Source organism: Sphingomonas sp. Leaf208, assembly GCF_001421415.1.
Classification (GTDB): Bacteria; Pseudomonadota; Alphaproteobacteria; order Sphingomonadales; family Sphingomonadaceae; genus Sphingomonas.
The window spans coordinates 485,737-498,922 of record NZ_LMKH01000001.1 but is presented as its reverse complement, the minus strand read 5'-3'; the positions used below and the strand labels follow the sequence as shown (position 1 = coordinate 498,922).

At 64.6% G+C, this 13,186-nt stretch carries 8 protein-coding genes; 5 read left to right on the top strand and 3 right to left on the bottom strand.

Annotated elements, in window-relative coordinates; genetic code table 11:
- The first annotated feature begins 92 nt into the window (after positions 1–92).
- Complete coding sequence (locus ASE69_RS02025) at positions 93–1,922, top strand: M2 family metallopeptidase (protein WP_056482144.1); 1,830 nt, start codon at positions 93–95, stop codon at positions 1,920–1,922.
- 257 nt (positions 1,923–2,179) lie between these two features.
- Here the strand turns inward: ASE69_RS02025 and ASE69_RS02020 are convergent, their stop codons facing one another.
- The 3 genes from ASE69_RS02020 to ASE69_RS02010 all read right to left on the bottom strand — a co-directional run bounded on the left by ASE69_RS02020 (position 2,180) and on the right by ASE69_RS02010 (position 4,876).
- A complete protein-coding gene (locus ASE69_RS02020; RefSeq protein ID WP_056482141.1) occupies positions 2,180–2,674 on the bottom strand; it encodes a hypothetical protein in 495 nt (164 codons plus the stop codon).
- 64 nt (positions 2,675–2,738) lie between these two features.
- Entirely contained in the window at positions 2,739–4,175 is a 1,437-nt protein-coding gene (locus ASE69_RS02015; RefSeq protein WP_056482138.1) for an AMP nucleosidase, read from the bottom strand.
- A gap of 221 nt (positions 4,176–4,396) precedes the next feature.
- Entirely contained in the window at positions 4,397–4,876 is a 480-nt protein-coding gene (locus tag ASE69_RS02010; protein ID WP_056482135.1) for a peroxiredoxin, read from the bottom strand.
- A gap of 109 nt (positions 4,877–4,985) precedes the next feature.
- On the opposite strand from ASE69_RS02010, the gene ASE69_RS02005 reads away from it, so the two are divergent.
- From ASE69_RS02005 to ASE69_RS01990, 4 genes are all read left to right on the top strand, one after another.
- Positions 4,986–5,546 (top strand): YqgE/AlgH family protein, encoded by a 561-nt coding sequence (locus tag ASE69_RS02005; RefSeq protein ID WP_056483005.1) that lies wholly within the window; start codon positions 4,986–4,988, stop codon positions 5,544–5,546.
- A 227-nt stretch (positions 5,547–5,773) separates the two neighbouring features.
- On the top strand, positions 5,774–7,234 hold the full coding sequence (gene ahcY / locus ASE69_RS02000) for an adenosylhomocysteinase (protein ID WP_414882818.1): 1,461 nt from the start codon (positions 5,774–5,776) through the stop codon (positions 7,232–7,234).
- A gap of 184 nt (positions 7,235–7,418) precedes the next feature.
- A complete protein-coding gene (locus ASE69_RS01995) occupies positions 7,419–10,574 on the top strand; it encodes a TonB-dependent receptor domain-containing protein (RefSeq protein WP_082452770.1) in 3,156 nt (1,051 codons plus the stop codon).
- 128 nt (positions 10,575–10,702) lie between these two features.
- A complete protein-coding gene (locus ASE69_RS01990) occupies positions 10,703–13,078 on the top strand; it encodes a sensor histidine kinase (RefSeq protein ID WP_235517909.1) in 2,376 nt (791 codons plus the stop codon).
- Positions 13,079–13,186: the final 108 nt, after the last annotated feature.

Genomic DNA, 13,186 nt, shown 5'->3' with positions numbered 1-13,186 from the left:
CCACCTCCCCCTGGCGGGGGAGGATTGGAAAGATCGGCGTTGACCAGACGGGGTCGGATGCTCACTCTGGAGGCATAATCCAGGGGAAGATCATGATCCGTACCGTCTCTCTGATCGCGCTCACGTGCGCGATTGCCGCGCCCGTGTCCGCGCAAGCCCAAACCACACCCGCCGCAACTGGCAAGCCGACCGTCGCGCAGGCCGATGCGTTCGTTGCCGAGGCGGAGAAGGCGATGGCAGCGGCCTCGCTGGATGCCAACCGCGTGGCGTGGGTCAACGCGACCTACATCACTGACGACACCGATGCGCTGGCCGCGAAGTCGGGCGCGGAGATGACCGATCTCGGGGTGAATTATGCGCTCGGCGCCGCGCGCTATGCGTCGCTGCCGGGGCTGTCGTTCGACACGAAGCGCAAGCTGGACCTGCTCCGCGGCGGGCTGACGCTGCCGGCGCCAACGCGGGCAGGGGCTTCCGAGGAACTGTCGACGCTGACCACCAAGATGTCGTCCTCCTACGGCAAGGGAATGGGGACGCTCGACGGCAAGCCGATCAACGGGTCGGATATCGAGGCGGCGATGGGCTCGACGCGCGATCCGGCCAAGCTGACCGAGATGTGGACGAGCTGGAACGACAAGGTCGGTGCGCCGATGCGCGGCGACTATGCGAAGATGATGGCGATCTCCAACGAAGGCGCGCGCGAGCTCGGCTACAAGGACGTCGGTGCACTGTGGCGTTCGGGCTACGACATGACGCCCGAGCAGTTCGCCGCGCTGACCGACAAGATCTGGAAGCAGGTCGAGCCGCTCTACATGGCGCTCCACACCTACACGCGGTGGAAGCTGAACGAGAAATACGGCGACGCGGTGCAGGCGAAGACCGGGCCGATCCGCAGCGACCTGCTCGGCAACATGTGGGCGCAGGAATGGGGCAATATCTACGATATCGTCGCACCGAAGGGGGCAGGCGATCTGGGTTTCGACACCGGCGAGCTGCTCAAGGCGAAGGGCTATGATCCGCTCAAGATGGTGAAGCAGGGCGAGGGCTTCTATTCGTCGCTGGGCTTCGCACCGTTGCCGGAGACGTTCTGGAAGCGGTCGCAGATCACCAAGCCTGCCGACCGCGACGTGATCTGTCATGCGTCAGCGTGGGATATCGACGCCAAGGACGATATCCGGATCAAGATGTGCACGAAGGTGAACGCCGACGACTTCGTCACGATCCACCACGAGCTTGGCCACAATTACTATCAGCGCGCGTACAAGGCGCAGCCGTTCCTCTACGCGAACGGTGCGAACGACGGCTTCCACGAGGCGATCGGCGATACCGTCGCGCTGTCGATCACGCCGGATTACCTGGTGAAGATCGGCCTGCTCGACCAGGCGAAGGTGCCGAGCGCGGACAAGGACATCGGCCTGCTGCTGCGGCAGGCGATGGACAAGGTCGCGTTCCTGCCGTTCGGGCTGCTGATCGATAAATGGCGCTGGGGCGTGTTCTCGGGGCAGATCCCGGCGACCGGGTACCAGGCGGCGTGGGATGCGTTGCGGCTCCAGTATCAGGGGATCAAGCCGCCGGTTGCGCGGGATGAGACCAAATTCGATGCGGGCGCGAAATACCATATCCCGGCAGCGGTGCCTTACACGCGCTACTTCCTGGCGCGGGTGTTGCAGTTCCAGTTCTACAAGGCGGCGTGCGACCAGTCGGGCTGGAAGGGGCCGCTGCATCGTTGCTCGTTCTACGACAACAAGGCGGTGGGCACGAAGCTCAACGCGATGCTGAGCATGGGGCAGTCGAAGCCTTGGCCGGACGCGTTGCAGGTGTTCACCGGGAGCCGGGAGATGTCGGGCGCGGCGCTGGTCGAGTATTTCGCGCCGTTGAAGGCGTGGCTGGACGTGCAGAACAAGGGGAAGCCGACTGGGTGGTGAGGGGGTAAACCTGACCACTCAAACTTCTAGTTCCCCCGCGAAGGCGGGGGCCCAGGGTTACGAACGCTTCCGTGGCTTTAGCTGGGCCCCCGCCTCCGCGGGGGAACATTAGTAACGAGGGCTACAGCTACAAAGCACCACCCCGGCGAAGGCCGGGGTCCAGTTGGGAAACGTTGCTAACGGAGCGATGAGCTTCGTTACGCAGGACGTTCCAACTGGGCCCCGGCCTTCGCCGGGGTTGCGTTACTTGGGGATGCTTACTCCGGGACCGTCCCTGGATTGGCGATGCCCGCGTCGAACGACTTCGACGAGTCCGTGCCGTCAGCCTGATGCGCGTGCGTACCCTTCGGCTTGGGCGCTGGCTGAGCCTTGGGCGTGCTCCCGCGCAAGGTCAGCAACGCGCCAACCGCCGCTCCAGCAACCGCGACACCACTGAAGATCGCCGCCGCACCCCATTTGCCACGGGTCTTCTCCGGAGGCTTGGCGACCGCGACCGGCGTGGCCGTATTGCGTGCAGGCACCGGGCGGGGCGTGCTGCGCTTGGTCGAGCGCGGCTTTGGAGTCGGCTTGGTCACTGGCTTCGACGACGCGGCGGTGACAGGCTTGTCCGCAACCGGCACGGGCTTAGACGCGACCGGCTTGGCCGACAACGTGGCAGCCGGTGCCGCCTTAGGCGCGCTCGTCTTGCGCGGTGCGCGACGGCGGGCGGCGGGCTTCTTTGCTTCCGTATCGGGCGTGTCGGTGTCGGCCACTTCTATCTTCCCTCAGCAATGATCCCGCCTGCGTAACGCATTCCCGCGCGATGCGCTCCGGTTTTTACCTAAACGGGGGCTCGTCGAATGCGCGAAGCTTGCGGCTGTGGAGCTTGGAGCCTTCGAGGCGAAGCTGTTCGCAGGTCTCGATCCCGATCCGCAGATGCTCGCTGATCGCGCGCTCGTAGAAGCGATTGGCCTGACCCGGCAGCTTCAGCTCGCCGTGGAGCGGCTTGTCCGAGACGCAGAGCAGGGTGCCGTAGGGGACGCGGAAGCGATAGCCTTGGGCGGCAATCGTCGCCGATTCCATGTCGATGCCGACCGCGCGCGACAGCGAAAAGCGGAGCGCGGACTTCGAGTAGCGGAGCTCCCAGTTGCGGTCGTCGGTGGTGACGATCGTGCCGGTGCGCAGGCGGCGCTTGAGTTCCTCGCCCGACTGGCCCGAGACGATCTCGGCCGCCTTGGCCATCGCGAGCTGGACTTCGGCGATCGCGGGGATCGGGATTTCGGGGGGCAGGACGTCGTCGAGGACATGGTCGTCTCGCAGATACGCGTGCGCGAGGACATAGTCGCCGATCCGTTGGCTGGGCCGCAAGCCGCCGCAGTGCCCGATCATCAGCCACGCCTCGGGGCGCAGCACCGCGAGATGGTCGCAGATTGTCTTGGCGTTCGAGGGCCCCACGCCGATGTTGACGAGCGTGATGCCGGTGCGGTCGTCCGCCATGAGATGATAAGCGGGCATCTGGTGGCGGCGCCACGCGCTGTCGGAGATGATCTTGTCGATGTCGTCGCCCGACGAGATCGTGATCCCGCCCGCGCCCGACAGGCTGGTGAAGCGCGAGCCTTCACCCAGCTGCGTGCCGGCCCAGCGGACGAACTCGTCGACATAGCGGTGGTAGTTGGTGAACAGTACGAAGCGCTGCGCATGCTCGGCCGGCGTGCCCATGTAATGGCGCAGGCGGGCGAGGCTGAAATCGGTGCGCAGCCCGTCGAACAGCGCGAGCGGACGCGTTTCGTCCTGCGCGATCCAGAGGCCGTCGGCGATCTCGTCACCGATATGCGCGAGCTCGGTCGCGGGGAAGTGGCGCGACAATTCGGTGGCGGAGACCTCATCGAGGCTCAGCGCGTGGCCGGGCTCGATCACATAGGGGAAGGGGATTTCCTGGCGGCCTTCGACGGCTTCGACGGTGACGTCGTAATCCTCGATCAGCAGGGTCAGCTGTTCGGTCAGGTATTCCGCGAAGATCGCGGGCTTGGTGACGCTGATCTTGTACTCGCCGGGCGTGACCATGCGGCCGAACGACCGCAACGGGGTGGGGCGGTCGACGCCGCCCTTATAGGTCAGCCGGATCTCGGGATAGGCGAACGAGCCGTCGGTACGGCTTACCGGATCGGGCGTCGTGCCGTCGGCGATATAGGCGCTCATCGCGGCTTGGAGGCGCTCGACGGAGGCGCGGTAGAGGCGGTCGAGTTCGGCGACGAGGTCGGATGCGATTGTCATCGGGCAGTGTTAGGTGGCGGAGGTTACGCTGGCAAGACTTGCGGGGGAGGGGAGCGTTTAAGGCGCGCTCGACGTCAATGTACCACCCCGGCGGAGGCCGGGGCCCAATTGGGGGACGGATGTAACAGAGGGAAGTCCGAAGTTACCTCGGCCTTGCTAATTGGGCCCCGGCCTTCGCCGGGGTGGTGATGAGGGCGGGTATCGCTCCCGCCCCTCTCACATTAGATTTCGCTAAGCAGGTGCTCGGCCGAACTCACCTTGAACTCGCCGGGGGCCTCGACGTTCAGCTGCTCGACCACGCCGTCGTTCACCAGCATCGAGTAACGCTGGCTGCGAATGCCCATGCCGAAGCCCGAGCCGTCCATCGTCAGCCCGATCGCCTTGGCGAAATCGCCATTACCGTCCGCGAGCAGCGTGATGTCGCCGGCGCCTGCCGACTTGCCCCACGCACCCATCACGAACGCGTCGTTGACCGAGACGCACGCGACCTCGTCGATGCCCTTGGCCTTCAGCTCGGCTTCCTTCTCGACGAAACCGGGCAAGTGCTTGGCCGAGCAGGTCGGCGTGAACGCGCCGGGGACCGCGAAAAGCGCGACCTTGCGGCCCTTGAAGAAGCTGTCGGTATCGACCTGGTCGGGGCCGTCTGCGGTCGCCTTGACGAGATTGGTGGTGGGAAGCCGGTCGCCGACGCTGATCGTCATCTGAAATCTCCTGTCGCCGCGCATTGGTCGCGGGCGAGCCGTACCTTGGACGCGGGCGCGCGTATTTCAAGCGTGGCGGGGACTCGTCCGCGTCGCTATGGTCGAACGCATGGACAAGACGCCCTTTCTTTCCGGACAATTCCTGCTCGCGATGCCGGGGATGAGCGATCCGCGGTTCGCCCGCGCGGTGATCGCGATGTGCAGTCATGACGAGAATGGCGCGATCGGCATCGGGATCGGCGCGACGATCGACGGTCTGGGTTTCCACGATCTGCTGGAGCAGTTCGGGATCGAGCCGGGCGATGCGCCCAACGCAGCCGTGCATTTCGGTGGCCCGGTCGAGCCACGCCGCGGGTTCGTGGTGCATTCGTCCGACTGGGGCGGGCAGGATTCGGTCGATGTCGCCGGGCGGTGGAAGCTTTCGAGCACGGTCGACGTGCTGCGCGCGATTGCCGAAGGGAAGGGCCCGTCGGAGTGGGTAGTGGCATTGGGTTATGCCGGTTGGGACGGGGGGCAGCTGGAGGGCGAACTGTCGCGGCCGGGCTGGTTCAATGTGTTGGGGGACACGGAACTGCTGTTCGATACCGCGGCGGAGGATCGCTGGACGATGGCGTTTGCGCAGGCCGGCGTCGACCCGCGGTTGCTCGTCGCGGAGACGGGCAGGGCCTGACTTCTACTCCCCTCCTTGGAAGGGAGGGGCTGGGGGTGGGTCGGCCGGTTGGCTGGCTCTGCACGCGCCTCAAACCGACCCACCCCCAACCCCTCCCTTCCAGGGAGGGGAGTCGAAGAAGGGCGATGCAGCTAACGCCAACGGCATCCCCGAGCATCATATAAAGATATCTTTATATTTGATTTGAGCCCTCCGATCCCCTAAGTGGCACGGCATCCGGCACGGGCATGAGGCTCGCCGATCACAGAATTTCCAGGAGACCCATCGTGGCCACCACCCTCGCCCCCGCGAAGACCGATTACGTCGTCGCCGACATCAGCCTCGCCGATTTCGGCCGCGCCGAGATCAACATCGCCGAGACCGAAATGCCCGGCCTGATGTCGCTGCGTACCGAGTTCGGCGCAGCGCAGCCGCTCAAGGGCGCGCGCATCACCGGTTCGCTGCACATGACGATCCAGACCGCGGTGCTGATCGAGACGCTGACCGCGCTCGGCGCCGACGTCCGCTGGGCGACGTGCAACATCTTCTCGACGCAGGACCATGCCGCCGCAGCGATCGCCGCGACCGGCGTGCCGGTGTTCGCGATCAAGGGCGAGACGCTCGCGGATTACTGGAACTATGTCGGCGACATCTTCTCGTGGGATCGCGACGTAGAGGGCCAGACCGCCAACATCATCCTCGATGACGGCGGCGACGCGACGATGTTCGCACTTTGGGGCGCCAAGCTCGAAGCCGGCCACACGATGCCCGAGCCCGAGAACGAGGAAGAGGTCGAGATGCAGCGTGCGCTCAAGGCGTACGTCGCGAAGAACCCCGGCTACCTCACCGAGACCGTCAAGAACCTGAAGGGCGTTTCGGAAGAGACCACCACCGGTGTTCACCGCCTGTACGAGATCGCCAAGAAGGGCGAGCTGCCGTTCCCCGCGATCAACGTCAACGACTCGGTCACCAAGTCGAAGTTCGACAACCTCTATGGCTGCAAGGAATCGCTGGTCGACGCGATCCGTCGCGCGACCGACGTCATGCTCGCCGGCAAGGTCGCCTGCGTCGCCGGCTTCGGTGACGTCGGCAAGGGTTCGGCCCAGTCGCTCCGCAACGGCGGCGCGCGCGTGATGGTCACCGAAGTCGATCCGATCTGCGCACTGCAGGCGGCGATGGAGGGCTTCGAGGTCGTGACGATGGAAGAGGCCGTGAAGCGCGCCGACATCTTCTGCACCGCGACCGGCAACGCCGACGTCATCACCGCCGATCACATGAAGGCGATGAAGCCGATGTCGATCGTCTGCAACATCGGCCACTTCGACTCGGAGATCCAGATCGCCGCGCTGTCGAACTACGACTGGACCGAAGTGAAGCCCGGCACCGATCTGGTGAAGTTCCCGGACGGCAAGCAGATCATCATCCTGGCGAAGGGTCGCCTGGTGAATCTGGGTTGCGCCACCGGCCACCCGTCGTTCGTGATGTCGGCCAGCTTCACCAACCAGACGCTCGCGCAGATCGAGCTCTGGACCAAGGGCGAGAACTACAAGAACGAAGTCTACGTCCTGCCGAAGCACCTCGACGAGAAGGTCGCGATGCTCCACCTCGAGAAGCTCGGCGTGAAGCTGTCGAAGCTGTCGGACAAGCAGGCCGGTTACATCGGCGTGCCGGTCGAAGGCCCGTTCAAGCCGGATCACTACCGCTACTGATCGTCCACACGATCGCTGCGTAAAGGGCCGCGTCCACCATCAGGTGGGCGCGGCCTTTTTGTTACGCATCCGTGTTGCGAGGATGTCACATATCCGCAATGTTTCGTTGTAAGGATTGAAAAATAGACAGAAAAGGTGTCCTTCTGGGCTCAGTATAAAGCTTAGGTTCAGAGGGTTACTCAGTATGGTTGGCATCTCGATCCGGAAGTCCGGATTGTTCGTAACTGCGTCCACGGTCGCATTCGTATTGGCCTCTGCAATTCCGGCAGCAGCGCAGACGGCGACGCCGGTGGACGCGCAGACACAGGCACCCGGCACCGATCCGGCCGCTCCCGCAGGTTCGGATACCACGACGGGCGCGGTTGCACAGACTGTTGCGCCGGAGGCCAATGCCGGCAGTGAAATCGTCGTGACTGGTTCGCGTATTGCGCGTCCCACACTCGACTCGCCTGCTCCGGTCACCACGCTGACGATTGCCGATCTCACGCGCACCGGTGCGATCACGGTCGGCGACGTTTTGAACGATCTTCCGTCGTTGCGCTCGACCTACAGCCAAGCCAGCTCGACGCAGTTCATCGGCACTTCGGGCCTGAACTTCCTAGATATGCGCGGTCTCGGCGTTACCCGCACGCTGGTGCTGGTCAACGGCCGTCGGCACATCACCTCGTCCGAAGGTGATTTCCTGGTCGATACCAACACTATCCCGACCGATCTGATCGAACGCGTCGATGCGGTCACTGGCGGCCAGTCCGCGGTCTACGGTTCGGACGCGATGGCGGGCGTCGTCAACTTCGTGCTCAAGCGGAACTTCGAGGGCCTCACGCTCAACGCGCAGAGCGGGTTGAGCGACAAGGGCGATCACGGCACGTATCGTCTCAGTGGTACTTACGGTCAGAACTTCGCAGACGGCCGCGGCAACATCGCGCTGAACCTTGAATATAACCAGTCCGACCTCGTCACCTATGCCGACCGGCCAGGTCTGACGGGTGCGTATAGCGGACGTCGACAGTTCCAGCTGGTGGACAGCCCGGCGCTCGACAACACGGTTCCGAACCGCACCTTCCTCAACAATGTTCATAGCTTCGGTTACGACAATGGCGGCAATTTCATCGCCTATAACGGCTCCGGGATCGGCAGCTGCGCCAATGGCACCGTGGCGGCAGGCTGCCTCGCCAACGGCTATCCCCGTGTGTTCGGTTTCAACTCCGGCGGATCGCTGTACGAGTATAACTACGGTACCGACTTCCGCCCGGCGGGCTCGAACAACAACAATGGCGGCGACGGCGGCATCCTCAACGACCGCGGCACGCTTCAGCCGGCGTTGAAGCGCTACGTCGCGAACCTGCTCGGCCACTTCGACGTGTCCGATGCCTTCAAGCCGTTCATCGAAGCGAAGTTCGTTCGCGTTGAGAGCTTCAACCAAGGCACGCCGACCTTTGCCCAGGGCGGCGAGCAAGGCACCGTCGCGGACGAGGACGCAGACGGGAATCCCTTCACGCGCGCGGCCGTTGGCGGGTTTAGCCGGCAGACGATCGGCATTCCGATCTCGTTCGATAACCCATATCTGCAGCCCGGCGATGCCGCGACGATCCGTTCGTTGCTGCCAGCTGGCGCACAGTTCTTCCGCTTGAACCGCAATAACAACGATTTCGGGACACGCGACGAATTCGACCGCCGTGATACCTATCGGATCGTTGGCGGCGCGGAAGGAACGTTCAACACTGACTGGAAGTATGATTTTTCGGTCAACTATGGCGAGTTCCGGACCCGCTCGTCGTTCTTCAACAACCGCATCAACCAGAACTTCTACAATGCGGTAGATACGGTTCGGAACGGCGCGGGTACCATCGTGTGCCGGATCAACCAGACCAGCGTCACCGATCCGAACTGCGTGCCGTTGAACGTGCTCGGTAATGGCGCCCCCAGCCAGGCGGCCCTCAATTACATCAACACGACTTCGCAGCGTACCGGCAAGGCGACCGAGTTCGACGTGACGGCAAATATCGTCGGCGACAGTTCGCAGCTGTTCGAACTCCCCGGCGGTCCGGTCCAGTTCGCACTCGGCGGCGAATATCGCCGTGAGACTGCTTCGTATTCGTATGACGACCAGGTGAAGTCGGGCGCGACCTTCCTCAATGCCATTCCCGATTTTGCCCCGCCATCGTTTGCGGTCAAAGAAGCATATGGCGAGATCAACCTGCCACTGCTCAAGGGCACGCGTTTTGCCGAGGAACTGTCGGCGAATGCTGCCGTTCGAGTTGCGGACTATAAGGGCTCGGCGGGTACCGTCTGGACCTGGAATGCAGGGGCGCTGTATGCGCCGGTTCGCGATATCAAGTTCCGCGTAAGCTACGCCAAGGCCGTCCGCGCGCCAACGCTGAGCGACCTCTACTCGTCGCCGTCGCAGAACTTCGACATTCTGAACGATCCCTGCGACATCAACTTCATCAAGACTGGTCGCTCGACGCGCGCCGCCAACTGCGCCGCAGCTGGCGTTCCCGTCAACTTCATCAACAATGCGGCACGTGGCGGCAGCACCGAGTTCCTGTCGGGCGGCAACCCCAACCTCGAGGCGGAGACGTCGCGGAGCTGGACGTACGGCGTCATCCTCCAGCCGTCGTTCATTCCCGGCCTCGCGATCACGGCTGATTATTACGACATCAAGATCAGCAACGTCATCGCCGCAGTCGGCGCGCAGACCATTCTCGACGCCTGCTACGACGCAGCGTCGCTGGACAACCAGTTCTGCGGCCTGATCAACCCGCGCCAGTCGAGTGGTGAGTTCGCCCAGACTGCACTGCTTCAGAGCACGGTCAACTTCGCGGCGCTGCGGGCCAAGGGCATCGACGTGGATGTGTCGTACAACCGCCGCATCTTCGCCGATGACAAGATCGCACTGCGGTTCGTCGGTACCTGGGTTCGCGACCGCACGGATTATCCGTACCTCGACAACCCTGGCCAGAAGGAGCGCGTCAAGGGCGAGCTGGGCGACCCGGTCTACAACTTCAACGTCTCGGCCGATTATACGCATGGTCCAGTCACGTTCGGCTACCAGCTCCGCTACATCGGTCGCCAGTCGATTACAGATTGGGAAGCGCAGCACGAAACGAATGGCGTGGCCGCACTCGATCCGTACTATGCTGATCGCGTCTATTACCCGTCGGTCGTCTATCATGCGCTGCGTGCATCGGTAGTCGTCGACAAGCGCTTCACCTTCTACGGTGGCGTCGACAACCTGACCGACAAGAAGCCGCCCTACGGCCAGCTCGGTGTTGCAGACGGTGCGATTTTCGATAACGTCGGCCGCTCCATGTACGTTGGCGCGCGCGTGAAGCTCTAACCGCATCCTCCAGCGCTGAAGGTCGAAAGACCGCGAAGGGCGGGTCCGTATGTCGGGACTGCCCTTTTCCTTGTCTCGTGGCTTTCCCCCGGGGGACGGTTTGGCCTACATGGTCGAATGATATCGCGATGCGCTCCCTGAACATGATCATCGGGACCGGTGTCGCCGTGACGATCGGAGCAATACTCCTTCTGCTAATCCTTGCCGGATTGGCGTTGGTTTACGTCGGTCTGCGTGCCCATACCGGGGCGATTGAAGCAGTCGAGGCGAACGCGCAGTTGCAGACGATCCTCGACGGGTCGCCGGCGATCGTGACGGTGATCCGCTCGGGCGGGCGGATCGAGATGACGCGGCGGATGGCGGACTGGCTGGGGCTCGACGCGCCACCGCGGTCGATCGCGGAGCTTGCTGCCGGGGGGGCGGGGCTGTCTGCGGACGATGCCGCGCGGCTGATTGCCGACGTCACCGCGGCACAGCGGTCGGGGCGGGCGTTCGTGCGGTCGGTGCGGTTGCAGGGCTCGACGCGCGCGATCACGTTTCGCGGCGGGCGCGCGCCGGGCGAGATGGGGGCGACCGGGGCGGTGCTCCTCTGGGCCTTTGATGCGACCGACAGCGAAGCGGAAATCGCGCGACTTGGTTCCGAGACCGCGCGACTCGGTGAGGCGTATGAGTCGTTGACGGGGCTGATCGAGGCGGCACCGATGCCGATGTGGTATCGCGCGACCGACTTGCGGCTGGCGATGGTGAACTCGGCCTATGTCGACGCGGTCGAGGGGCGCGATGCCGCGGACGTCGTCGCGCGTGGGCTGGAACTGGTCGAGGGATCTGGGCGTGGCGGGCCTCTCGCTGGCGCCGCGGTCGCGCGCGAGCAAGGACGGCCACACCAGCAGGTCCTGCCCGCGACGATCGACGGCGCGCGGCGGTCGCTGCAGATCTACGACGTGCCCCTGCCGAGCGGCGGGGTGGCCGGGTTCGCGATCGATATCGAGGAACTGGAGCAGGCACGGTCGGGCGCCAAGCGTTTTGCCGAAGCCCAGCGGGCGATGCTCGACCGTTTGTCGGCGGGTGTGGCGCAGTTCGGCGGCGATCGCTCGCTCGTGTTCTGCAACCAGCCGTTCCGCCGGATGTTCGCGATGCGGAGCGAATGGCTCGCCGACCGCCCCGAATTCGACCGCGTGCTCGAGCGGATGCGCGAGGCGAACCGGCTACCTGAAGTCCGCGATTTCCCGAGCTGGAAGGCGGAGCGCCGCGACTGGTTTATGCAGACTGGCTCGGCCCAGGGTAGCGGCGCGATGGAGGAGAACTGGCATCTCCGCGGCGGCACGCACCTCCGCGTGGTCGCGCAGCCGCTACCCGATGGCGGCCTGCTGCTGATCTTCGAGGATCGCACCGAGCAGGTGCAACTCGCCAGTGCGCGCGACACGTTGCTGCGGGTGCGGACCGCGACGTTCGACAATCTGTTCGAGGCGCTCGGCGTGTTTGCCGCGGATGGTCGGTTGCAGTTGTGGAACAACCGGTTCCGCGCGTTATGGGGCCTGGAGGAAGAGTTCCTCGCCTCGCACCCCCGTGTTGACGCCTTTGCCGAAGCGGCGGGAGCCAAACTCGCGACACCAGGACGGTCGGCGCTGATCCCGGATCTGGTGCGGTCGGCGACGGTCGGGCGCCAGCAGCGCGGTGGGCGCGTGGCGTTCGCGGACGGGCGGCATTTCGAGTTTGCCGGCGTGCCATTGCCGGATGGGAATGCGCTGTTCACGATGCTCGACATCACCGACAGCCGGCGCGCGGAGCAGGCTCTGCGAGATCGTGCCGATGCGCTTGAGGCGACCGACAAGGTGAAGACCGCGTTCGTCGCGAACATGAGCTATGAACTGCGCACGCCGCTGACGTCGATCAGCGGGTTCGCGGAGATGTTGCATGGCGGCTATGCGGGCGCGCTGACGCCGCAGGCCGAGGGCTATGTCGGAGCGATCCTCGAGTCCGTCGAACGGCTGGGGTTGCTGGTCGACGACGTGCTCGACCTGACGCGCGCGGAGAGCGATCGTGCGGAGACCGATCGCAGCGACGTGGACCTCGCGGCCACCGTGCGCGCCGCGGCGGAAACGATCCTGCCGTCGGCCAAGCGGCGCAAGCTCGACTTCGCGATCGAGGTGGCGCGCTCGACGGGTCGCGTGAACGGCAATCCGAAGCGGTTGAAGGAGGTCGTCGAACATCTGTTGCGCCATGCGGTCGCGGCAACGCCGGATGGCGGCCGCGTGCTGCTGCATACCGATGGCAATGCGACGTCGGCGCGGATCGTGGTGTCGGATGATGGTGTCGGCATGGATGCGGAGGCGGTGGCGCATGCGTTCGACCGGTTCGCGGAGTCGAAGCCTATGGGGGATCGGGCTTTGGGCCTCGGACTGCCGTTGGCGAAACAGTTCGTGGAAGCGCACGGCGGTACGATCGAACTGGTGTCGGAGCCCGGCGCAGGCACGCTGATCACCGTAGAATTGCCGCGGCGATGAGGGCTGCGGCACTGCTCCCTCTCCCCTCCGGGGAGAGGGTCGGGGTGAGGGGTCGCCAAGCAGTGCAGCGCTTGGAACAGCCCCTCACCGAACCCTCTCCCCGAGGGG